The organism is Rhizobium sp. S163, assembly GCF_030380805.1.
Lineage (GTDB): Bacteria > Pseudomonadota > Alphaproteobacteria > Rhizobiales > Rhizobiaceae > Rhizobium.
The window spans coordinates 102,754-123,671 of the sequence record NZ_JAUDSA010000036.1 but is presented as its reverse complement, the minus strand read 5'-3'; the positions used below and the strand labels follow the sequence as shown (position 1 = coordinate 123,671).

The following is a 20,918-nucleotide window of genomic DNA, read 5'->3' as shown; positions in this document are numbered from 1 at the left end:
TTTTCTGGAAACTCGAGCTAAATCTTCCCAGCCCGCTGCTGGATCATCATGAATGTATCGAACGTATATTCCGACAGCTGCATCCATAGATACGCATCGCGCTTGAACGCCGTCTGGTCCTCGTAGATCTTCTTGAAGTAAGGATTGGACGCCGAAATCTCGGCGTAGATCCCAAGCGATGCCTGGAAGCAGGCTTCCATGATCTCCTGACTGAACGGCCTGAGCGTCGCGCCCTCGGAGACCAGCTGCTTCAGCGCCGGCGGGTTCTTCATGTCGTACTTCGCCATCATGTTGGTATTGGCAAAGGCGCAGGCATCGGTGAGTGCCGCCTGGTAGTGCTTCGGCAGGCTGTTCCACTTTTCCAGGTTGAAGAAGGCATGCACGGTCGGGCCACCCTCCCACCAGCCGGGATAATAGTAATACTTCGCGACCTTGTGCAGGCCGAGCTTCAGGTCGTCATAGGGGCCGACGAACTCGGACGCATCGATCGTGCCCTTTTCCAGCGCCGGATAGATATCGCCGCCGGCGATCTGCTGAGGGATGACGCCGAGCTTGCTGATCACCTGGCCGGCAAGGCCGGCGATGCGCATCTTCACGCCCTTCAGATCATCCAGCGTGTTGATTTCCTTGCGGAACCAGCCGCCCATCTGGGCGCCGGTATTGCCCGCCGGCAGGCCGTAAATGCCCTGCGTGGCGTAGAATTCGTTCATCAGCGTGTTGCCGTTGCCCTCGTAGAACCAGGCATTGGTGAGGCGCCCGTTAAGCCCGAAGGGGATGGCGGTGCCGATCGCGTAGGTCGGGTCCTTGCCGACGAAGTAATAGGAGCAGGTGTGCGCCGCTTCCACCGTTCCTGCGCTGACGGCATCGGCCGCCTGCAGGCCGGGAATGATCTCGCCCGCAGCAAAGGGCTGGATGGTGAAGTTGCCGTCGGTCGATGCGGCCAGATGCTTGGCGATATCGTCGGCCGCGCCATAGATCGTGTCCAGGCTCTTCGGAAACGACGATGTCATGCGCCAGGCGATCTTCGGATTTTCCTGGGCGATGGCGGGTGCTGCCAGAGCCGAGGCAGCAACGGCGCCGACGCCCGCTGTTCCTGCCTTCTTGAAGAATGAACGACGATCCATCAAAAACCTCCCATTGTTGGTTCCGCAGGGCCAAACTCTCCCCACCCGCGGAACGACGGGAAGCTAAGCATGCGGACGCAGGTGATTCAAGCGCCGGCCTATTAGTCTTTGGGATCACGACACCAATATGGCGCGTGCGGTGTTTCGATCGGAATCAGCGGCTTAGTCATGGATGGAGCGAGGCCGGCACATGGCCTTGCCGCAATTTGGCCGGGCACATCAGGCACACGTTGACAGGAAAGCCGTTCTGGTTTCTCTCATTGGCAAGAGATGATCGTCCTCAGGATAGACAATGACCAAGCCCATCGTCGCCGTTCCCGCCGATATCCGCAGCTTTGACGGCGCCACCTGGCATGCCGTGCAGCACCAATATGTACGCGCCGCGCTGAACGCCTCCGGCGTCATGGCCTTCATCATCCCGGCCTTCGAGGAAGGCTACGACATCGACGCCATTCTCGACCGCGTCGACGGCGTCCTCGTCTCCGGCTCGGCGAGCAACGTCCACCCTGCGCGCTACGGCAAGGAAGCGACCGAGGCCGACGGCCCCTTCGACCCCGCCCGCGACGCCACCTCGCTGCCCCTCATCCGCCGCGCCATCGACCGCGGCATTCCGCTGCTCGCCATCTGCCGCGGCATCCAGGAACTGAACGTCGCGCTCGGCGGCACGCTTGCCAGCGAGATCCAGAACCAGCCGGGTATCTGGGACCACCGCAAGCCAGATAATGTCGACCGCGACGGCATGTACGCGATCCGCCAGAACGTGCATGTCCGGGAAGGCTCCTGCATTGCAGGCATCGTCGGCTCCGGCGAGATCAAGGTGAACTCGCTGCACCGCCAGGCGATCGCCGAGACAGCGCCCCGCCTTGCGGTCGAAGCTGTCGCCGAGGACGGCACCGTCGAAGCCGTCTCCGTCATCGACGCAGAAGCCTTTGCCGTCGGCGTACAGTGGCATCCCGAATACTGGGCCGAAACCGACAAGCCCTCCAACCAGCTCTTCACCGCCTTCGGCGACGCCGTCCGCGACTATGCCGCGACCAAGCTGCCGGCCAAGGCCGCGAAGGTGGTGGCGTAGGCGAAGACTTAAGTCCTTGTTTTATCGCATGTCGTCGCCGCAAAACCGCTGCACACTTTTGCGCGACATGCTTTAACCCCGCCGCGCCCAGCGCAGACCGCCCACGACGGCAATGGCAAGAAGCGGCCAGATCGCCCAGAAGGTGCCGTGCCAGGAGAGAAGGTTGATGCCGATCAGCCCGAGCGCCGAGATGGCGAGCGCCACAAGCCGCGCGTCGTAGCGCTCCTGCAGATGCGCCCAGCGCATCGCCGCGACATAGGCCAGCGCCAAGAGCGGCCATGCCGCCCAGAAGACCCCGTGCCATGTCAGCGTGTTGATGACGACGAGTGCTGCGGCGATGACGCCGAGCACCGCAAGGTTCCGCCGCCGATCCGGCGATTGCCCCGCGTTCTGACCCGGCAACACTCCGGCCAACGGACCCAGTCGCTCACCGGACAACGGACCCGGCCTTGTAGATTGAGCCGCAGCTCCCGACGGCGCCCCGGCGGCACGCGCATACTCCGCCGCATCGCCAGCACCGTCCCCGATCCTGACGGCATAGCTCGGCACCGCCTCGGCGACGTTCTTCACGTTAAGCGGCCCGAGAAAATCGAACCCGACCGCCACCTTGTTGCGCACCTGGTCGTAAACCGTGTTCGAAATCACCACGCCGCCGGCCGGTGCCTGCGCCTGCAGCCGCGCGGCGATATTGACGCCGTCGCCATAGATATCGCTGCCCTCGACGATCACGTCGCCAAGATTGATGCCGATGCGAAACAGCATGCGCCCATCGGCTGGGCGGGCGGCATTCAGCCCCGCGAGCTCGTTCTGCACGTCGACGGCAGCGCGCACCGCCTCGACCACGCTCGGAAACTCGGCGATCAGCCCGTCGCCCCAAGTATTGACCACCCGCCCGCCATGCGCCTCGATCAGCCTGGACATCCGGTCGCGATACCGCTTCAGCGTCTCGAGCGTCCCCTCCTCGTCGACGCCCATCAGCCGCGTATAGTCCTGCACATCCGCCGAAAAGATCGTCGTCAGCTTGCGCTGCGTCTCACTCGAACTATCCGCCACCTCGCCTCCCCCTCGCATGACTTCACCGCATCCTGGCGCTGCATCTTACACACCATGGCAAGCCGGAGGCAAACGGACACGGAGCGCATTCCTGATGCGCTTGGTAAACGGCTTAGGCGAGTGTTGTGCGCAAGCGGCAACCCCAAACTCCCTCATCCTCACCCTTGTGGTGGGGATCCAGCCACGGCGCGTCTGCGCCGTGAATAACCAACCCATGCTGTGTCAGAAAAGCGTCTCTCGCCGCGCGGACGCGCGTCGGCTGGATTCCCGCCACAAGGGCGAGAATGAGGGCGGAGAGGTGAGCGGGCTCGCAGGAAGCACCGCTCCAAACCCATCACCCCTTGACGGGCGTCTCCGCCACCGGCGTCAGCGGCTTGCGCGCATCGAACCAACCAACCAGATTGTCGACCACGAGATCGGCCATCGCATTGCGGGTCGGAACGGAGCCCGAGGCGATGTGCGGCAACAGCACGGCGTTGGGAAGCGCCATCAGCGCCGCCGGCACCGTCGGCTCGTCATAAAACACGTCGAGACCGGCGGCACCGAGCGCACCCGAGGACAGCGCCTCGATCAGCGCATCCTCATCGACGGTCCAGCCGCGCCCGACATTGATGAACACGCCATCCGGCCCGAGCGCCTTCAGGATATCGGCATTAACGGTCTTATGCGTCTGCGGCGTCTTCGGGACGATCGCGATCATCGTATCGACGGCTTCGGCGAGACCTTCCAGCGTCGGATAGTGATCGTAGGGCAGCGCCTCGTTGCGCGAGCGGGTGTGGTAGCTGATCTTCACCTTGAACGGCTCCAGCCGCTTGGCGATCTCCTGGCCGATGCGGCCGAGGCCGTAGAAGCCGACATGGCGGCCCTTCAGCGAGAAGCGCGACAGCGGATAGCTCTGCCCCGGCTTCCAGTTGCCGGCGCGCAGCCAGCTTTCGGCGCGCGGAAATTCGCGGATGGTGTTGAGCAGCAGCCCGATCGCGGTGTCGGCCACTTCGTCGTTGAGGACGTCAGGGGTGTTGGTGACCACCACGCCCTTTGTCGCGGCATGCTTGGCATCGACATTGTCATAGCCGACGCCGAAGCTGGAGATCAGCTCCAGATTGGGCAGCGCATCGATATCGGCGGCGGAGAAGGTGCCGGATACGGCAACACCGCGAATGCGGCCTGCGGTCTCGGCGTCGAGCGACTTGGCGTCAGCCTCGATGACGTCAAAACCTTGCTTCAGGCGCGCCAGAACGCGCTCGTGCATTTTCCCCGGAACGAGAACAGCGGTACGGGACATTGCTTTTCCTCTTCGATTTGTCGCGCGCCCTTGGAGCTTGGGATAAAGGGCGAGGATTATGACCGGGGCCGGAAGGGGCTGGTCGATTGGCGGATGCGCATCTCGGGCTTGATGAGATGGATGCCGTCGGGTTCGTGGCTGCCGGCGAGGCGATCGAGAAGCGCGCGGGCGGCGAGCCGGCCGACTTCGGCCTGGCCGTTCCACACGGTTGTCAGCGCCGGCATCGAGATCGACGCCTCCTCGAGATCGTCATAGCCGGTAACGGAAATATCGGTGCCGGGCACAAGGCCGGCGCGGGCGATGCCGTTCATCAGGCCGATGGCGACCAGATCGTTCCAGCAGACGGCCGCCGTGGGCTTCTGCGGCAGGGACAGGAAATGCACCGCCGCCTCGAAGCCGCCCTGCATCGAGCGGGGGCCCGGAATGCGCAGGCCCTGATCGACCTCGATTTCCGCCTTGCGCAGCGCATTCACATAGCCCTGGTAGCGGTCGCGGCCGGTGGAGGTCTGGTCCGTGCCGCCGATCATGGCGATCGAGCGATGTCCGAGGCCGATCAGATGATTGGTGGCAAGCGAGATGCCGTAGCTGTCGTCGCCGCGATAGGTCGGCAGCTCCGATCCGTCCATCGAGCGGGCGACGAGAATCGCGGGCATGCCGTTATCCTCGGCAAGCTGCATATCCTCCGGCGGCGTGCCGATCGCCGGCGACATGATGACGCCATCGCCGCCGAGCTGCAGCAGCGTCTCTATGAAGGTGCGCTGCTTCTCGACGGAATCGTAATGATTGGAGAGAATGAAAGTGTGTCGGCTGCGGTCGAGCTCGCTTTCGATCGCCTTCAGGATTTCCCCGTAGAAGGGGTTCATGATGTCGTGCACGACGACGCCGATGATGCCCGAGCGCGAGGTGCGCAGGCTGGCGGCGCGGCGATTGTAGATATAGCCGAGCGCGCGCGCCTGTTCCTTGATCTTGTCGCGGGTGGCGCCGGCGACCAGCGGGCTGTCGCGGAGCGCCAGGGATACGGTTGCGGTGGAAATGCCGAGCGTTTCGGCGATCGTCGAAAGCTTGATCTTCTGCGCCACTGTGCCTCCCGGATCGCGCGGAAGGACTGTGACGCGCGATGAACATATGCACCCGGCCAGCTGTGAGCCGAGCGTCCTTAAAATGTTTAATTAAAAGATTAAACCGGAGCAGGCAATTTCTAATTTCACAAAACCGTCAGATTTCATCCGGCTCGTCGAGCACGATGGCATCGGCCTGCAGATTGCCGTCGATCGCCTTCAGGAGCCGCACCAGATTGCGGATTTCCTTCTCGGAAAAATCGAGCGTCGCCAGCCGGTCGCAGGCTGTCGCTGCCTGTTCGATGGCAGCAACGCTGCCGCGGCCGAGATCGGTCAGATACACCTTGGTGAGGCGCGCGTCGTCGGCATCGGCCTTGCGCTCGAGAAAGCCCTGCGCCTCCATGCGGCCGATCGTGCGGGTCATGGTCGGCGCCTTGACGCCGAGCTTGTGCGCCAGCGCGCCCGCCGTCATGCCGTCGCTTTCGGCGAGAGAGGTGATGACGCCATCCTGCCCGGCATAGAGCCCGCTCTCCAGAAGGTTGCGGGAGAGCACGGTGCGCATCGAGCGGGCGGCCTGCGTCAAAGCCGGCGAAAGATCGACCACCGTATATTCGGTCTGGTCCTTCTTCTTCGACTTCTGCTTCTTGCCGTCCTTGTGCTTCTTACCCATTGCCGTCCCTTTGATCTTGCCGCGCCCTGCACCCAATTGAGGTTGTGAGGGACGGCAACAGTTTCATTTGGCGCCTAAGCCTTCCTCCAAATCCATTTTGATTTAAAGGCTTATGCATTAAGCATTGAGATCGTTGCGTTATGACATTGCGCATGATCTCGTCATAAACAAGAGGCCTTAGCCGGATGAACGCGCCAGCGACCGAGTTCGACGACCACGATCCGCAATTTTCTGGTGCGGAGCGCGACCGGCACATCGTTGTCCTTCCGCTCGGCGCCCATGAACAGCACGGCCCCCACCTTCCCTTCGAAACCGACACGCTGATCGCCGACGGCATCGTTAGCAGGCTCAAAACCGCGCTTCCCAAAACGCTTCCCGTGACCTTCCTGCCGACGGAATCAGTCGGCTACTCAATCGAGCATATGGATGTGACAGGAACGCAAACGCTATCCTACGGCGAGGCGATCGAACGCTGGCTCGGCATCGCCGGCAAACTCTCGCGGCAGGGCATCCGCAAATTCGTCATGCTCAACGCTCATGGCGGCAATTCTCCGCTGATGACTGTTGTCGCGACAGAAGCCCGTGTGCGCTTCAACATGCTCGCCGTCGCCACCAGCTGGACCCGCTTCGGCCTCCCGGATGGCGTGATCTCGCCGGAAGAAAAGGCGATCGACATCCACGGCGGCGACATCGAGACCTCGGTGATGTTGGCGCTGCACCCGGAGAAGGTGGACATGTCGAAAGCCGAAAACTTCCCCTCCCGCCAATCCGACTTCGCCGCCCGCTACAAGCACCTGCGCGCCTACGGCCAACACGCCTTCGGCTGGAAGATGTCCGACCTCAGCATCCAAGGCGTCGCCGGCAACGCCGCCAAGGCGACCGCCGCAAAGGGCGAGGCGCTGATGGCCCATGCGGTGAAGGGCCTGGTGGAATTGTTGGAGGATGTGGACGCGTTCGACGTCGACGCGCTGAGATAGCGGGCCGCTTGTATCGGCCGGTGCTTTTCATCATATTGATTGTGATCGCAGTGGCTCACCAAGGAGGCCCGCATGCGCATTTCCGTGAAAGAGGCTGAGCGCGAATTTTCGCGTATTGCAAAGCTTGCACAAGACGGCACCGACATCATTGTCACCGAGGAAGGGCAACCTTCCCTCCAGCTCTTACCGATTGCCAGATCGCCCTTACCGCCCGAAGAAAGAATGGCGGTCTTTGACAGGGTGAGGCAACGAGGGCGCGAAAAAGGCCCGGCGAATTTCGAGACTGATGCCGCCCACAGTCAAGACTTCCTCTACGACGAAAACGGATTGCCGGGATGATCGCGGTCGACACGTCAGCGTTGATCGCGATCGTCAAGGATGAGCAAGATGCCTATATCTGCTCAAAGGCAATGGCGAGCGTTCAAAAGGTGATCATCTCTGCCGGCACGCTCGCGGAGGCTCAGATTGTAGCGCTTCGGGCGAACCGTTTGCCGGAATTGCTGGATATCATTAACGCGTCAATCGGCGAGGTCATCCCGGTAACCGACGGTCGGGCACGCTTCGTTTCTGATATTTATTCTGCATGGGGCAAAGGCTTTCACCCGGCTTCCCTAAATTTCGGCGATTGCTTCTCTTATGCCACCGCCAAGGAGTTCGATTGCCCGCTGCTCTACATCGGCAACGACTTTTCAAAGACCGACGTGAAATCGGCGATCGCATCCTCCACGCCCTAATGTGATCTTATAACATACGAATCCCTTTGAACTGCCGCGCCGCACCCCTTATATGAGACGACGAATTTGAAAGGCCCGGGAGAAAACCCCGAGCAAGCCCCCACCTATCGAGGTTCTCATGACCGACGCTCTCCAGACGCAACCCAAGCCCATCCCCGTCACCGTTCTCACCGGCTACCTCGGCGCCGGCAAGACGACGCTGTTGAATCGCATCCTGACGGAAGCGCATGGCAAGAAGTATGCCGTCATCGTCAACGAGTTCGGCGAGATCGGCATCGACAATGATCTGATCGTCGAATCCGACGAAGAGATCTACGAGATGAACAATGGCTGCGTCTGCTGCACGGTGCGCGGCGACCTGATCCGCGTCGTCGAAGGCCTGATGCGCCGCCCTGGCCGTTTCGATGGCATCATCGTCGAGACGACGGGCCTTGCCGATCCGGTGCCTGTTGCCCAGACCTTCTTCATGGATGACGATGTCCGCGCCAAGACCGAGCTCGATGCCGTGGTCGCCCTCGTCGATGCCAAGCACCTGCCGCTGCGCCTGAAGGACAGCCGCGAGGCCGAAGACCAGATCGCCTTCGCCGACGTCGTGCTGATCAACAAGACCGACCTCGTCACCCCGGAAGAGCTGGCGCAGATCGAAGACGTCGTGCGCGCCATCAACCCGTCGGCCCGCGTCTACAAGACCAGCCGCTCCGGCGTCGATCTCGCCCGCGTGCTCGACCAGGGCGCCTTCAACCTGGAACGCGCCCTGGAAAACGACCCGCACTTCCTCGACCACGATCACCCCGACCATGTCTGCGGTCCCGATTGCGGCCACGACCATGGCCACCATCACCATGCGCACGACCATGATCACGATCATCACCACCATGATCATGACCACGGGCATGACCATCATCACCATGATCATGGACACGACCACCATCACCACGGCGCCGTCTCCCCGATCCATGACGTGACAGTGCAGTCGGTTTCGCTGCGTGGCGGCGAGATGAATCCCGACCGTTTCTTCCCATGGATCCAGAAGATCACCCAGACGCAGGGCCCGAACATCCTGCGCCTCAAGGGCATCATCGCCTTCAAGGGCGATGCCGAGCGCTATGTCGTTCAGGGCGTGCACATGATCATCGAAGGCGACCATCAGCGCGCCTGGAAGGACGGCGAGAAGCGCGAGACCCGTCTCGTCTTCATCGGCCGCGAGCTTGACCGCGAAAAGCTCGAAGCTTCCTTCAAGGCGTGCGAGGCCTCTGCCTGATGCCGACTGTTGCCCCGTTTGATATCGACGGCCATATCCTGGCCGTCGAATTTTTAGGTGATACCCCCTTCTTCGCCAGCGCCACCGGCACGTTTCACCGGCTGGATGGCTCGGAGAAGGTCACCGAAGCCCATCAGGGCATGCTCACCTGCATCCGCGATCCCTATAGCGAAAGCCTGATCTCGGGCGGAGAAGACGGCAAGGTGCTGCGGATTGCCGCCGATGGCAGCGTCACCGAGATGGCGCATGCGCCGCGCAAGTGGATCTCGCAGCTCGCCGCCGGCCCGCAGGGCGCCATCGCCTATTCCCACGGCAAGAGCGCGATCGTTCGCCTTTCTGACGGCAACACCCGCGAATTCACCGAGGAACGCACCGTCGAAGGCCTCGCCTTCGCGCCCAAGGGCATGCGCGTCGCCGCCGCCCGCTATAATGGCGTCTCGCTGCATTGGGTGGCGGGCGATGCCAAGCCCGTCGATCTCGAATGGAAGGGCGCTCACACAGGCGTCACCTTCTCGCCGGATGGCAACTTCCTCGTTACGACAATGCAGGAAAACGCGCTGCACGGTTGGAAGCTCGACATCAAGCCCGGCTCTGAAGCCCGCCACATGCGCATGACCGGCTACCCCGCCAAGGTCAAGTCGCTCTCCTGGTCGGCCAAGGGCAAGTGGCTCGCCTCTTCCGGCGCACCGGCCGCCATCGTCTGGCCGTTCTCCGGCAAGGACGGTCCGATGGGCAAGGCGCCGCTCGAACTCGGCACCCGCGCCAACATCATGGCGACCTCGGTCAAGTTCCACCCGGCCGAGGATATCCTCGCCATCGGCTTCATCGACGGCATGATCCTCGCCGTTCGCCTCGCCGACAGCAAAGAAGCGCTGATCCGCCGCCCTGGGAAGGGTGCGATCACCGCCATGAGCTGGAGCAAGAACGGCAAGCTGCTGGCCTTCGCTTCGGAAGCCGGCGATTGCGGCGTGGTCGATATCGCCGCCTAAAGCATGTCGCGCAAAAGTGTGCAGCGGTTTTGCGGCACAGACATGCGACAGAACAAAAACTTAAAGCGTGACGAGCGAATCCGAAGGATCGCGACACGCTTTAAGACACATATCCCGAGACTGGCCACCGATTTCAGGATAAGACACGCTTGAAAACAATTGGCGTGAAACAGAGAGCCTAACCAGATGTCGCAGACCAGAACCGCCATCGCCGAAACCGCAGCCGCCAACGATGCCTCGGCATGGGTATTGATCCGCGCCGAAGCCCTGGCGCTGTGCGAACGCGAGCCGGTGTTGCGGCCTCTTTTGACATCGCAGGTGATCGAGGCTGCGGATAGCGCGACAATCGTCGCCCGCGTGCTCGCCGCGCGCCTCTCTCGCGCCGATGTCGATACGGCGGCGCTGACGGCGCTCCTCCAGGAGACGCTGACATCTGATATTCTGACCGAGATCCAGGCCGACCTTATGGCGGTGCGCAAGCGCGATCCGGCTTGCACGACTTATCTGCATGCGCTGCTGAACCTGAAGGGCTTTCACGCCCTGCAGATTCATCGAGCCGCCCACAAATTGTGGAACGAAGGCCGCGTCGAGGTCGCCAGCTGGCTTGCTAATCTCGCCTCGCTGGTCTTCGGCCCGGATATCCATCCAGCCGCCAGGATCGGCTCCGGCATCATGCTCGACCACGGCTCCGGCATCGTCATCGGCGAGACCGCCGTCATCGAGGACGAGGTCTCCATCCTGCAGGGCGTCACGCTCGGCGGCACCGGCAAGGAAACCGGAGACCGCCACCCGAAGATCCGCCGCGGCGTGATGATCGGCGCAGGCGCAAAGATCCTCGGCAATATCGAGATCGGCGCCTTTAGCAAGGTCGCGGCCGGCAGCGTGGTGGTGAAGCCGGTTCCGGCCCATTGCACGGTGGCGGGCGTCCCGGCCGCGGTGGTGCGCATCCATTCGGCCAGCGAAATCCCCGCCGAGAGCATGGATCAGAATATCTGAGCTAAGCCGCCTGCTCCTGCGCCGGCGACGCCTCGACCCGGTCGCGGCCTCGCCGCTTGGAAGCGTAGAGCGCGGTATCGGCCCGCTCCAGGAGCTTCTTGAAGTCGATATTAGGACCGCTGCAGGCGGCAACGCCGATGCTGAGCGTCGGAAGCGACGCGAACAGCGTCATCGCCGAAACCTGCTCCGAGAATGCCGACCGCATCCGCTCGGCGACGGCGATCGCTCCGTCCTCGGCGGTATTCTTCAGCACCACGAGAAACTCGTCGCCGCCGTGGCGTGACAGGAGATCATCGGGCCGCAGCACGCTGCGCGCCGCACTTGAAAACAGCCGGAGCACATCGTCTCCAATGGGATGGCCATGCTGGTCGTTCAGCTGCTTGAAGTGATCGATATCGACCACCAGGAGTGCCAACGCGTGGGCACCGCGCACCGGCAGCCGCTGCGCCAGCCCGCCACGGTTGAGCGCGCCCGTCAGCGGATCATGATGCGCCAGCGCAATCAGTTCGCTCCTGTTGCGCTCGGCCGCCATCAGCACGATCAGCATGCTGCGCAGCGCCAGGAAAATGACCGCCGTCGACGCCATCCAGCTATGGGCGACGGTGGCGCCATAAGGGTCGGGACCCGCGATCTCCCCCGTTGCCGCCATGACGCTCCGCACCAGGAAAATCGCCGCCGTCGGCAGATAGAGCCATGCCAGCAGGCCCGCCGAGAAAAGCTTCTCGCGCCTGTAGATGCCGATACCCTCGCGCAGCACCGCCAGATCGCACAGGCAGCAGATGGCCGAGACATAGAACAGCCGCGTCGAGACCGACATGTCGCCGGAGGGCAGAGCCGCGACCGGGAGGCTGATGCAGACGAGCGCCAGCACGCAGGCAAGCATCGACACCGGCCGGCCGGCGAGCACGCGGATGGCGAAGAACGACAGCAGGTAGCCGGCGATGGTCAGCACATTGCCCAGCTGGATCGACAGCACATAGGGAATGAAATTGCGCAGGCAGACGAGCAGCGTACCGACGCCGAGCACCAGATAGCTGGCGCCCCACCAAGCCGGCCAGCGGCCGAACCGCCCGGTCCAATAGCTCACCATATGCGCGCTTCCGAGAACCAGCAGCGTCATGGCGGAGACGACGTAGATCGTCCGCAGATCCAAAATCATGTACGCGCCTCCAATCCACCGGCGCGGACACGTTACGAGATCGCTATTGCGTTTTGATTGGAACGCTCGGTCGCATTTTAATCAATGCGCCGAAAAGCCAGCTCAGACAGGGCGCGCGGCGGCGATGATCTCGGAGAGAAGCCCGTGCAGCGCATCGCGGTAGCCGGTTCTCGCCGAGGGGCCGTTCTCATCTGACGTCATCACGACGGAGAGCTTCAGCGAGGGCACGATATAGAGCATCTGGCCGCCATAGCCCCAGCCGAAATGCACTTGCTCGCCGCCGATCTGCCGCGAGAACCAGCCATAGCCGTAGTCATCGCCCGAGAAGCGCGAATTGGTGCGGTGCTGCCAGGACTGGACGACCCAATCGGCGGGAACGACCTGCGTGCCATCTGGAGCCTTGCCGCCATTGCGATAGAGTTCGCCGAAGGCAAGCAGCGAGCGCGCGGTCATCGCCATCTGATTGCCACCGAGGTAGATCCCCTGCGGATCCCGCTCCCATGCGCCGATACGAAAGCCATCGACGGGGGCCAGCCACTCCCGTGCCAAGGCGAGCGTCGATTTCCCGCCGACCTTTGTCAGGATCGCCGAGAGCAGATGCGTCGACGCTGTCGAATAGAGCATCTGCCCGCCCGGCTCATCGGCAAACGGCTGCGCGAGTGCGAACCGCACCCAGTTGCGCGACGACACGAAGCGTCCGTAATCGGGACCGGACAGGCGACCGAGCCCCGCCTGCATCGAGAGCAGGTTGCCGATGGTGATCTCGCCAAGCCTTGGATCCGGATTGTCAGGCAGGTCGGCCTTCAGGATCGGCGCGATCTTCTGATCCGGCCCATCGAGCAGGCCCTTCTGAATGGCAATGCCGACGAGGCTTGAGATGATCGACTTGGAGGCCGACTTGATGTTGACGGATTCACGCGTCGAATGGCCGCGATAGCCATGCTCGGCAATGATCTCGCCATCCCTGGCGACGACAACAGCCTTTAGCGGCCGCAGCTCCTCGCGCGACGCGCCGCCATCAAGCAGCGTGGCGACAGCATTCGGCTGCTGCGCGAAGGCGAAAGCTGGCGTGAGCAACAGGACGAAGAGAAGTGCGAGGCGCTTGATCATGCGCCACTATCTATGACGAGCAGCCGATCAAATCATCGCCCGTCCCTTCAATCTCACATGGATGTGAAACCTTATGATCGCGCTTGGCTCAAGGTCACTGATGCACGCATCGGCGTGACACTGAGGGCCGCTTTTGCGCTTTGGTGAATTTCGCGATCATTCCCGCCGGACATTTCTTGTCGTCGAAGAGCACGGATTCTCCCGGTGCCATCGTCTCGGCGGTCGGCTTCGCCGTCACCGTCTTGATTGCTGCAAAGGAAGTCGACGCGCCGGCAAGCGACAGCAGGCAGGCGGCGAAAAGGGAAAGAAGCAGAGACCGCATCATAAGTTCGCCCTCACGTTTTAGTGATCACTAAAATACATTCCTACGGAATCGCGCCAGCGGCAAGTCATCCGATCGGCGGGCAGCACGAATATCCGCGCGTGGGCTGCCCACGGCGGTGAAAAAGGGAGAAGGCAGGCGGTCGAGGTATGGAGTAGTAGGTGTCAGGCTGGTCCGCCTGCCCGATCGTTTCAGGCTTTCCGGCTTCATCAGACCGACAGGAGCGTCTCTCGATCTGGCGTCCCCGGACGAATCATCTGCCCTGACGGCATGCGATTCGACCTTTCGCGACCGTCATCGAGCGCCGAGTTATGAACGGAGACCGAACCGGTTCATGAACCCGGCTCCCTGCCCGATGACGCGTTCATGATGCGCCGCGCCTACGCCATGGGGATGATTCTCGCCCATATTTTCATCCATATGATTGTTTTTTCTGCATTTTATTAGAACGAAAAGTGAATTTCTTCCCCATAAAGGCGAAGCTGCAGTGTTGCTAAAATATCGTTAAAATTTACCGTCACAGTTTTTTGTTCATCTGGCGTTCAGAAAACTCTTGGGAAAGCCGACTTTTGCGCTCACATTAGATACCAGAGAACTAGGAGTGCATGAATGATTCTTAAGGCCACAGCCGCAGCGACCATATTCGCGGTCTATGCTTTCACGATGTTTTTCATCGCCGCCATACCGGACAATATCGTTCAGACTGCCGGGACACAGTTGGTCGACGCAAGCGTCGTCAAGTAAGCGCCCTCAAACTACGGGCGCAGCGAATACAGAGGGGAAAATAGTCCGCCGGCTCTTCCGGCGCCCCTTCAAACTGATTTCCTGAAACTGGAAATGAAACAAAAAAGCCCCTCCCTTTAGGGGAGAGGCTTAGCCGGTCAGGCCGCCCTGCGGATCGGCGCGCTGGCCAGCATCCGCCCCGTCGGGACGATCATGCCGGCCGCGCCGTCAAGCCAGCCCTCGACAAGCTCGAGCGCCAGAAAGCGCGAGCGTTCGAACGGACCAGGCATGACGAGATGCTGAGCCTTCGCGGCGAAGAAGCCGAAACGCTCGTAATAAGGGGCATCGCCCACAAGCAGGATGGCGCCGTGACCACGGGTCTTGGCTTCCAGCATGGCGGCGCGCATCAGCGCCGAACCGACACCCTTGCCCTCAAAGCTGGAGTCGACCGCCAGCGGTCCAAGCAGTAGCGCGTCGATGGCCGTGCCATCGGCATTGACGCCGGCCTCGACGTTCCACAGGCGCACGGTGCCGATGACGTGACCGTCGCGATCACGCGCAACCAGCGCCAGGCCTTCGGCCGGCACGCGGCCGCGGCGGATCTTTTCCGACGACTTGCGACGGCGGTTCGGGCCCATGGCGCGATCGAGCAAATTCTCGCGCGCAACGACATCGCCGGCATTTTCGGCGTCGATGGTGAAAATGGAATGCGCAAAGAATGCGCGGACAGAATCAAGAACAGCGGCCATCGTGGCCTCCCGTACCCAAAACCGTTATCAGCGGCGGTGAATATGAATTGTGAAGGTGCCGCCCCGGCTGGCTACGGGGCCGGCGGTATCAGATGATGTAGGCCTTCAGCGGCTCGAAGCCGTTGAACGCGACCGCCGAATAGGTGGTCGTGTAGGCGCCGGTGCCTTCGATCAGGATCTCGTCGCCGATCGAGAGAGTGAGCGGCAGCGGGTAGAGATTCTTCTCGTAAAGCACGTCAGCCGAGTCGCAGGTCGGGCCGGCGATGACGCAGGGCTCCATTTCGTCGCCGTCGCGCTCGGTGCGGATCGGGTAACGAATGGCTTCGTCCATCGTTTCGGCCAGACCGCCGAACTTGCCGATGTCGAGGAACACCCAGCGAGCGGCGTCGTTGTCGGACTTCTTCGAGATCAGCACGACTTCCGTCTTGATGACGCCGGCGTTGCCGACCATGCCGCGGCCCGGCTCGATGATCGTCTTCGGCAGGTTGTTGCCGAAGTGGTCACGAAGGCTCTGGTAGATCGCACGGCCGTAAGCTTCAGCCGACGGAACGTCGCGCAGGTACTTGGTCGGGAAGCCGCCGCCCATGTTGACCATCTGCAGGTGGATGCCCTGCTTGGCCAGCTGGACGAAGACGCGCTTGGCATCGGCAAGAGCCGAATCCCAGGCATCGACCTTGGTCATCTGCGAACCGACGTGGAACGACACACCGTAGGACTCAAGGCCCAACTGATGCGCGTAAACGAGAACGTCGACGGCCATCTGCGGCACGCAGCCGAACTTGCGCGACAGCGGCCATTCGGCACCTTCGCCATCGGTCAGAACGCGGCAGAACACGCGGGCGCCGGGAGCGGCACGCGCGATCTTCTCAACTTCCTCGTGGCTGTCGACGGCAAAGAGGCTGACGCCGAGCGCATGCGCGCGGGCAACGTCGCGTTCCTTCTTGATCGTGTTGCCGTAGGAGATACGGGCAGCGGTCGCACCGGCGTTGAGCGCCATTTCGATTTCGGCGACGGACGCGCAATCGAAGTTGGAGCCCATGTCGGCGAGCAGCTTCAGAACTTCTGGAGCCGGGTTTGCCTTGACGGCATAGTAGATGGCGCTGTCAGGCATGGCGTGACGGAAAGCGGAGAAATTGTCGCGCACGATGTCGAGGTCGACCACGAGGCAGGGACCGTCGGGACGTCGGGTTGCGAGAAAGTCGCGGATGCGCTGAGTGGTCATATCGATTCCCTTTTCAATTCCAGAGCTCCGGAAAAACCGGAGGACAAAGGGCAGCCGATCACTCGCATAGGAACCAGCCGGTGGAGACCCCGGAACCTTAGCAAGCGCTCGAATGCGCAAATGATGAATCAACGCCGCGAAAGCGACATGGATCCGGCTTTGTCTGCCATGGATTGGAGGGGGTTCCCTACCGCACTTCCGGCAATGAAGGTGTGCCTCTTCAGTAACCCCCGCTGATGGAAAGCAGGGAGAGAACAAAAAGGCCCGCACCGTCGTTGCTTCAGGCGTCCTCGCATTTTCCGGTTGGCCGGAATAGCGACTGGAGGGGTTAATTCCAGGTACCTTACCGATTTCCTCACCAATTCGAGGGTTCGGCGGACACCCATGGGCACGTGCGACTTTGGGCTGAGGTCGAAATAAGAATATTCGCGGTCATAATCAAGAGTTTTTTTGGGGTTGCGCAAAAAAACGAAAATGCGGGCGGGCGTTGCAGCGAAAGGCGCAAACAACTATATTCAGGGCGTGAAAACGAGGGATACGCAATGCCCATCCCATCAAGGCAAACGCAGGATTTGCAGCAGCATAAGATGGATGAGCTCGTGCGCAAGACGCGGAGCGCAGGCCTAGATACGCGTGATCCCGAATTCCGAAAGCTTATAGCCGCACAGATTGCAGCACTCGATCCCGAAGACGAAGCAGATGCCATGCGGTGGATCGATGCGGTTTCGATCTTCAACGACGAGGAGTGGATCGAGGAAGAATGAAGCGCGGCGATATTTTCGCAGTCGTTCTGTCTGGCGACTATGGGAAGCCTCGTCCAGCAATCATTATACAGAGCGATCGGCTCGGCGACGATTTTGAATCAATCATCGTGTGCCCGCTGACATCGTTCGATGGTCCAACACCCAATTTTCGTTTCCTGCTCGAGCCGAATACAAACAACGGGCTGCGCGCGCGTTCTCAGGCCATGGTGGAAAAACCGGTCACCATTCCCCGTCGCCGAGTCGGCCAGAGGATAGGCCGAATAGACGACGAACATATCGAAAAACTTGACAGAATCCTGTCATTCGTCATGGGTCTAACCGACGGACCAATGACAGGATAGATTGTACTCATGGACACCCTCACCCGCATCCGCGCCTTCATCGACGTCGTCGAAGCCGAGGGTTTTTCCGCTGCCGCCCGCAAGACCGGCCGCTCCAAGGCGCTGCTGTCGAAATATGTCCGCGAGCTCGAGGATGAGCTTGGCGCGCTTCTGTTGAACCGCACCACCCGCCAGTTCTCTATGACCGAGGCCGGCCACACCTATTATCGCACCGCTTCCGATATCCTGAAGGAGATCGACAACCTTGCCGACCTCGTGCGCGAGAACAATGCACAGCTGAAGGGCAAGCTGAAGATCTCGGTGCCGCGCACCTATGTCGACGCCGATGTCGGCCAGTCGCTGATCGATTTCGCCCGGGAGAACCCTGATCTGCAGCTGGAAATCTCCGCCGACGACCGCTTCGTCGACCTGATCGAGGAGGGCTTCGACGTCGCGATCCGCGTGACGAAGCTTGAAGACTCCGGCATGATCGCCCGCAAGATCTCGGATTTCCGCATCCATCTATGCGCCACGCCGGAGTTTCTGGAGCGGCATCCGCAATTGCAGAATCCCGCCGATCTCTCCAACGTGCCCTTCATCATTGACACCAACTCGCGCAGCCAGGGCAGCATCCGCTTTCAGAACCCCGACGGCACCTCGTTTGCCGTGGCCGTCTCCGGCCCGATCGAGGTCAACAGCCCGCATGCGACGTTGCGCGCCGCACTGTCAGGCATCGGCATCGCCTTCATTCCCGATTTCATCGCCCGCAAGCCGATCGAGAGCGGCGAGCTGGTGACGCTCTTCAACGACTATATCGCCACCGATCGCGGCATCTACGCGGTCTATCCGCACCGCCGCTACCTGCCGGCCAAGGTGCGCATTTTCGTCGACTATCTTCACAATTGGTTCAAGAAGCACCCCTAAGCCGAACCCAAGGAAATCCGGTCCCAATTCGGTCCCATTTTCCGGCAAGATCGCAGCAACTGATTTGGGCCGCCCCACCCGGATTTATCGCCTTTCCGGCAACCGAACTTGGCCCGAACTCTAGAGATGAAGTTAGCGGACGCATGAAGATATCGACTTTCCTGACGGCCGGCTTTCTGACGCTGGTGCCCGCCGCAGCCTTCGCGCATCCGCATATCTTCGTGGAGGCCCGCCTTGAAGTCGTCGCCGGCGATGACGGCAATGTCGCGGAGTTCCGCAACGTCTGGCGCTTCGACGAGGTCTTCACCTCCTCGGTCGTCATGGATTTCGACAAGAACACCGATTTGAAGCTGGAGCCGAACGAACTCGCCGAGGTCGGCAAGACGGTCCGCGATTCACTGGCCGACTATGATTACTACATGAACCTGACGATGAACGGGAAGAACATCACGGTTCAGAAGCCCGACATCATCCATGTCGATTACCGCGACGGACAGCTCCTGATGTTCTTCGCCGTCAAGCCGGTCGAGAAGATGCCGCTCAAGGGCAACCTCACCTTCGGCGTCTACGATCCGACGCTCTACACCTCGATCGACTTTCCGACCGACAAGGAGATGATCCTCGTCGGCGACGCCTTCAAGGCCTGCAAGCACCAGGTGGTCAGGCCCGATGCCGACCAGGTGATCTCGCAGAACAAGCAATCGCTGACCGACGCCTTCTTCAACGATCCGACCGGCACCAACATGTCGAAGCTCTTCGCCACCAAGCTGGACGTCACATGCTGAGGCGCAAGCCCACGCTGCTGCTCTACGCCGCCGGTCTGCTTCTCGTGACCGGCCTTGCCGCCGCGCACGCGCAATCGCCGCTCGGCATCGGCACGGCGGAGCCGAGCTTCCAGCCCTCCGGCGGCCCGCTGGCACCGCTCTTTCTCTACATCAATCACGAACAGCAGGCCTTCTACCGCGCGCTGACCAACGCGCTGAAGGCGATGCGCGAGGATCCATGGCAGCTCGGCACGCTGGTCGGCCTGTCGTTTGCGTATGGCGTCTTCCACGCTGCCGGCCCCGGCCACGGCAAGGCCGTGATCTCCTCCTACATGATCGCCAACGAGATCGAGCTGAAGCGCGGCGTCGCCATCTCCTTCGTCTCGGCCTTCGTTCAGGGGGTGGTTGCGATCCTGCTTGTCGGCGGCGCCTGGCTGGTGCTGCGCGGCTCGGGCATCACGCTCACCATGGCCACGCAGGCGATGGAGATCGCAAGCTTCGTCATGGTCATCCTCTTCGGCCTGTGGCTCCTCTTGCGCAAACTGCGCACCATCATCCCGGCTTTCCAGCCGAGGCAGGAAGCGCTGGCATCGGGGCCCGTCAGCATGATGCTCGACTGGCAGGACGCAGACCAGCGCGGCGAAAGCAGCTCTTACGCCTTCGGCGAGACCCAGGCCGCCAAGGCCGGCCACAAGTTCATTTCAGGCATGGCCTGCGAGACCTGCGGCCAGTCGCACATGCCCGATCCGGCGATGCTCGGCGCGGAGAAATTCAGCATCCGCGAGGCATGGTCGGCAATCGTCGCCGTCGGCCTGCGCCCCTGCTCCGGCGCGCTGCTGGTCTTGACCTTCTCCTTGCTGAACGGCCTCTATCTCGGCGGCGTTCTCTCGGTCTTCGCCATGTCCCTCGGCACCGCCATCACCGTCGCCATCCTCGCCACCCTTGCCGTCACCGCCAAAGGCACCGCCATGCGCCTTGCCGGCCACGGCTCACGCGTTTCGACCTGGGTGGGCAATGGCATCGAGCTCTTGGGCGCGCTGCTTGTTATCGTGATGGGTGCGCTATTGCTCGGCGCGTCGCTGCAGGGTGTGGGGTTTGGCGGGTAGGGTTGATTGGTGGTAGGTTGATTGGTGAAGGTATGCCGTGAGGCCCCCTCATCCGCCTGCCGGCACCTTCTCCCCGCAGGGGAGAAGGGACTCGGAGTGAGCCGCGCGCTCCATCTTCCCTTCGCCCCAGCGGGGAGAAGGTGGCCCGAAGGGTCGGATGAGGGGGCCACACGGCACAACCGAAGTGAAGGCTCCCCTAACTCAAGCCCAAACCCTCACCCACCCCGCCTGCGCTGATACCGCGCCCGCAGCCAGAACACCGCGAAAAACGCCATCACCAGACAAACCCCGACGACGATCGCCAGCGTCGGCGAGTAATTGCCGATCCACAGCACCACCGACGGCAGGAAATAGATGACGAGCCCGGCGCAGACGAGGATGATCGCAGCGGCAATCGCCGGCGAGCGGCGTTCGGATCTGGGGTCGGCCACGCGAAAATCTCCTGCGGGTGAGGAGAAGGGCTTAGGCCAGCCGCCGGCGAAAGGCAACCGGCCGTTATGGCAGGCTTGCCAATCGTCAAACGGCAAGCCTTATTCCGC

General features: G+C 61.9%; 24 protein-coding genes. 13 read left to right on the top strand and 11 right to left on the bottom strand.

Features of this window, described 5'->3' with window-relative positions; genetic code table 11:
- Positions 1-17: 17 nt before the first annotated feature.
- Positions 18-1,124 carry a TRAP transporter substrate-binding protein gene (locus QTL96_RS25675; protein ID WP_018901926.1) on the bottom strand — a complete coding sequence of 369 codons (1,107 nt, stop codon included), beginning with the start codon at positions 1,122-1,124 and terminating at the stop codon, positions 18-20.
- 292 nt (positions 1,125-1,416) lie between these two features.
- Between QTL96_RS25675 and QTL96_RS25670 the strand changes: the two genes are divergently transcribed.
- A complete protein-coding gene (locus QTL96_RS25670; protein WP_289729703.1) occupies positions 1,417-2,196 on the top strand; it encodes a gamma-glutamyl-gamma-aminobutyrate hydrolase family protein in 780 nt (259 codons plus the stop codon).
- A 72-nt stretch (positions 2,197-2,268) separates the two neighbouring features.
- Here QTL96_RS25670 and QTL96_RS25665 read toward each other — a convergent pair whose 3' ends face one another.
- The 4 genes from QTL96_RS25665 to QTL96_RS25650 all read right to left on the bottom strand — a co-directional run bounded on the left by QTL96_RS25665 (position 2,269) and on the right by QTL96_RS25650 (position 6,259).
- Positions 2,269-3,267, bottom strand: a complete 999-nt coding sequence (locus QTL96_RS25665) for an adenylate/guanylate cyclase domain-containing protein (protein WP_289729702.1) — start codon at positions 3,265-3,267, stop codon at positions 2,269-2,271.
- Between the two features lie 316 nt (positions 3,268-3,583).
- Complete coding sequence (locus tag QTL96_RS25660) at positions 3,584-4,531, bottom strand: 2-hydroxyacid dehydrogenase (RefSeq protein WP_289729701.1); 948 nt, start codon at positions 4,529-4,531, stop codon at positions 3,584-3,586.
- Positions 4,532-4,587: 56 nt separating this feature from the next.
- Positions 4,588-5,610 (bottom strand): LacI family DNA-binding transcriptional regulator, encoded by a 1,023-nt coding sequence (locus tag QTL96_RS25655; RefSeq protein ID WP_289729700.1) that lies wholly within the window; start codon positions 5,608-5,610, stop codon positions 4,588-4,590.
- Positions 5,611-5,746: 136 nt separating this feature from the next.
- Positions 5,747-6,259, bottom strand: a complete 513-nt coding sequence (locus QTL96_RS25650) for a MarR family winged helix-turn-helix transcriptional regulator (protein ID WP_026283624.1) — start codon at positions 6,257-6,259, stop codon at positions 5,747-5,749.
- Between the two features lie 185 nt (positions 6,260-6,444).
- Between QTL96_RS25650 and QTL96_RS25645 the strand changes: the two genes are divergently transcribed.
- From QTL96_RS25645 to cysE, 6 genes are all read left to right on the top strand, one after another.
- Complete coding sequence (locus tag QTL96_RS25645) at positions 6,445-7,236, top strand: creatininase family protein (protein WP_289729699.1); 792 nt, start codon at positions 6,445-6,447, stop codon at positions 7,234-7,236.
- A gap of 72 nt (positions 7,237-7,308) precedes the next feature.
- A complete protein-coding gene (locus QTL96_RS25640; RefSeq protein ID WP_289729698.1) occupies positions 7,309-7,575 on the top strand; it encodes a type II toxin-antitoxin system prevent-host-death family antitoxin in 267 nt (88 codons plus the stop codon).
- Complete coding sequence (locus QTL96_RS25635; RefSeq protein WP_289729697.1) at positions 7,572-7,970, top strand: type II toxin-antitoxin system VapC family toxin; 399 nt, start codon at positions 7,572-7,574, stop codon at positions 7,968-7,970. The genes QTL96_RS25640 and QTL96_RS25635 overlap by 4 nt, the downstream gene beginning before the upstream one ends.
- A gap of 118 nt (positions 7,971-8,088) precedes the next feature.
- Positions 8,089-9,231: a GTP-binding protein gene (locus QTL96_RS25630; RefSeq protein WP_209235602.1), complete on the top strand. Its 1,143-nt coding sequence runs from the start codon at positions 8,089-8,091 to the stop codon at positions 9,229-9,231.
- Positions 9,231-10,220, top strand: a complete 990-nt coding sequence (locus QTL96_RS25625) for a WD40 repeat domain-containing protein (RefSeq protein WP_289729696.1) — start codon at positions 9,231-9,233, stop codon at positions 10,218-10,220. Before QTL96_RS25630 ends, QTL96_RS25625 begins: the two co-directional genes overlap by 1 nt.
- Positions 10,221-10,406: 186 nt before the next feature.
- A complete protein-coding gene (gene cysE / locus QTL96_RS25620) occupies positions 10,407-11,216 on the top strand; it encodes a serine O-acetyltransferase (protein WP_289729695.1) in 810 nt (269 codons plus the stop codon).
- 1 nt (position 11,217) lies between these two features.
- Here the strand turns inward: cysE and QTL96_RS25615 are convergent, their stop codons facing one another.
- The 3 genes from QTL96_RS25615 to QTL96_RS25605 all read right to left on the bottom strand — a co-directional run bounded on the left by QTL96_RS25615 (position 11,218) and on the right by QTL96_RS25605 (position 13,807).
- Positions 11,218-12,375, bottom strand: coding sequence for a GGDEF domain-containing protein (locus tag QTL96_RS25615; RefSeq protein WP_289729694.1), 1,158 nt, complete (start codon positions 12,373-12,375; stop codon positions 11,218-11,220).
- 102 nt (positions 12,376-12,477) lie between these two features.
- Positions 12,478-13,485 carry a serine hydrolase gene (locus QTL96_RS25610; protein ID WP_289729693.1) on the bottom strand — a complete coding sequence of 336 codons (1,008 nt, stop codon included), beginning with the start codon at positions 13,483-13,485 and terminating at the stop codon, positions 12,478-12,480.
- Positions 13,486-13,579: 94 nt separating this feature from the next.
- A complete protein-coding gene (locus QTL96_RS25605) occupies positions 13,580-13,807 on the bottom strand; it encodes a DUF6719 family protein (protein ID WP_289729692.1) in 228 nt (75 codons plus the stop codon).
- A gap of 609 nt (positions 13,808-14,416) precedes the next feature.
- Here QTL96_RS25605 and QTL96_RS25600 point away from each other — a divergent pair.
- Positions 14,417-14,551, top strand: coding sequence for a hypothetical protein (locus QTL96_RS25600; RefSeq protein ID WP_018901941.1), 135 nt, complete (start codon positions 14,417-14,419; stop codon positions 14,549-14,551).
- Between the two features lie 137 nt (positions 14,552-14,688).
- Here QTL96_RS25600 and QTL96_RS25595 read toward each other — a convergent pair whose 3' ends face one another.
- Complete coding sequence (locus tag QTL96_RS25595) at positions 14,689-15,279, bottom strand: N-acetyltransferase (protein ID WP_111564899.1); 591 nt, start codon at positions 15,277-15,279, stop codon at positions 14,689-14,691.
- Between the two features lie 88 nt (positions 15,280-15,367).
- A complete protein-coding gene (gene odc2, locus QTL96_RS25590) occupies positions 15,368-16,501 on the bottom strand; it encodes an ornithine/lysine decarboxylase (RefSeq protein WP_289729691.1) in 1,134 nt (377 codons plus the stop codon).
- 587 nt (positions 16,502-17,088) lie between these two features.
- Between odc2 and QTL96_RS25585 the strand changes: the two genes are divergently transcribed.
- The 5 genes from QTL96_RS25585 to QTL96_RS25565 all read left to right on the top strand — a co-directional run bounded on the left by QTL96_RS25585 (position 17,089) and on the right by QTL96_RS25565 (position 20,379).
- Positions 17,089-17,265 (top strand): hypothetical protein, encoded by a 177-nt coding sequence (locus tag QTL96_RS25585; RefSeq protein WP_162724949.1) that lies wholly within the window; start codon positions 17,089-17,091, stop codon positions 17,263-17,265.
- Positions 17,262-17,606, top strand: coding sequence for a type II toxin-antitoxin system PemK/MazF family toxin (locus QTL96_RS25580; RefSeq protein ID WP_289729690.1), 345 nt, complete (start codon positions 17,262-17,264; stop codon positions 17,604-17,606). Before QTL96_RS25585 ends, QTL96_RS25580 begins: the two co-directional genes overlap by 4 nt.
- 9 nt (positions 17,607-17,615) lie before the next feature.
- On the top strand, positions 17,616-18,509 hold the full coding sequence (locus QTL96_RS25575) for a LysR family transcriptional regulator (RefSeq protein ID WP_018901946.1): 894 nt from the start codon (positions 17,616-17,618) through the stop codon (positions 18,507-18,509).
- Positions 18,510-18,652: 143 nt separating this feature from the next.
- Positions 18,653-19,294, top strand: a complete 642-nt coding sequence (locus tag QTL96_RS25570) for a DUF1007 family protein (RefSeq protein WP_047509668.1) — start codon at positions 18,653-18,655, stop codon at positions 19,292-19,294.
- Positions 19,288-20,379: a nickel/cobalt transporter gene (locus QTL96_RS25565; protein WP_289729689.1), complete on the top strand. Its 1,092-nt coding sequence runs from the start codon at positions 19,288-19,290 to the stop codon at positions 20,377-20,379. The genes QTL96_RS25570 and QTL96_RS25565 overlap by 7 nt, the downstream gene beginning before the upstream one ends.
- A gap of 215 nt (positions 20,380-20,594) precedes the next feature.
- Here QTL96_RS25565 and QTL96_RS25560 read toward each other — a convergent pair whose 3' ends face one another.
- Positions 20,595-20,810 carry a hypothetical protein gene (locus QTL96_RS25560; RefSeq protein ID WP_112945739.1) on the bottom strand — a complete coding sequence of 72 codons (216 nt, stop codon included), beginning with the start codon at positions 20,808-20,810 and terminating at the stop codon, positions 20,595-20,597.
- Positions 20,811-20,918: the final 108 nt, after the last annotated feature.

Bases quoted from the DNA above. Each gene is read 5' to 3' on its own strand.
- QTL96_RS25565 (WP_289729689.1), top strand. From the start codon at position 19,288: ATGCTGAGGCGCAAGCCCACGCTGCTGCTCTACGCCGCCGGTCTGCTT.
- QTL96_RS25630 (WP_209235602.1), top strand. From the start codon at position 8,089: ATGACCGACGCTCTCCAGACGCAACCCAAGCCCATCCCCGTCACCGTT.
- QTL96_RS25665 (WP_289729702.1), bottom strand. From the start codon at position 3,267: ATGCGAGGGGGAGGCGAGGTGGCGGATAGTTCGAGTGAGACGCAGCGC.
- QTL96_RS25660 (WP_289729701.1), bottom strand. From the start codon at position 4,531: ATGTCCCGTACCGCTGTTCTCGTTCCGGGGAAAATGCACGAGCGCGTT.
- QTL96_RS25645 (WP_289729699.1), top strand. From the start codon at position 6,445: ATGAACGCGCCAGCGACCGAGTTCGACGACCACGATCCGCAATTTTCT.
- QTL96_RS25675 (WP_018901926.1), bottom strand. From the start codon at position 1,124: ATGGATCGTCGTTCATTCTTCAAGAAGGCAGGAACAGCGGGCGTCGGC.
- QTL96_RS25615 (WP_289729694.1), bottom strand. From the start codon at position 12,375: ATGATTTTGGATCTGCGGACGATCTACGTCGTCTCCGCCATGACGCTG.
- QTL96_RS25595 (WP_111564899.1), bottom strand. From the start codon at position 15,279: ATGGCCGCTGTTCTTGATTCTGTCCGCGCATTCTTTGCGCATTCCATT.
- QTL96_RS25635 (WP_289729697.1), top strand. From the start codon at position 7,572: ATGATCGCGGTCGACACGTCAGCGTTGATCGCGATCGTCAAGGATGAG.
- QTL96_RS25575 (WP_018901946.1), top strand. From the start codon at position 17,616: ATGGACACCCTCACCCGCATCCGCGCCTTCATCGACGTCGTCGAAGCC.
- QTL96_RS25600 (WP_018901941.1), top strand. From the start codon at position 14,417: ATGATTCTTAAGGCCACAGCCGCAGCGACCATATTCGCGGTCTATGCT.
- QTL96_RS25605 (WP_289729692.1), bottom strand. From the start codon at position 13,807: ATGCGGTCTCTGCTTCTTTCCCTTTTCGCCGCCTGCCTGCTGTCGCTT.
- QTL96_RS25585 (WP_162724949.1), top strand. From the start codon at position 17,089: ATGGATGAGCTCGTGCGCAAGACGCGGAGCGCAGGCCTAGATACGCGT.
- odc2 (WP_289729691.1), bottom strand. From the start codon at position 16,501: ATGACCACTCAGCGCATCCGCGACTTTCTCGCAACCCGACGTCCCGAC.
- QTL96_RS25570 (WP_047509668.1), top strand. From the start codon at position 18,653: ATGAAGATATCGACTTTCCTGACGGCCGGCTTTCTGACGCTGGTGCCC.
- cysE (WP_289729695.1), top strand. From the start codon at position 10,407: ATGTCGCAGACCAGAACCGCCATCGCCGAAACCGCAGCCGCCAACGAT.
- QTL96_RS25625 (WP_289729696.1), top strand. From the start codon at position 9,231: ATGCCGACTGTTGCCCCGTTTGATATCGACGGCCATATCCTGGCCGTC.
- QTL96_RS25640 (WP_289729698.1), top strand. From the start codon at position 7,309: ATGCGCATTTCCGTGAAAGAGGCTGAGCGCGAATTTTCGCGTATTGCA.
- QTL96_RS25580 (WP_289729690.1), top strand. From the start codon at position 17,262: ATGAAGCGCGGCGATATTTTCGCAGTCGTTCTGTCTGGCGACTATGGG.
- QTL96_RS25610 (WP_289729693.1), bottom strand. From the start codon at position 13,485: ATGATCAAGCGCCTCGCACTTCTCTTCGTCCTGTTGCTCACGCCAGCT.
- QTL96_RS25670 (WP_289729703.1), top strand. From the start codon at position 1,417: ATGACCAAGCCCATCGTCGCCGTTCCCGCCGATATCCGCAGCTTTGAC.
- QTL96_RS25650 (WP_026283624.1), bottom strand. From the start codon at position 6,259: ATGGGTAAGAAGCACAAGGACGGCAAGAAGCAGAAGTCGAAGAAGAAG.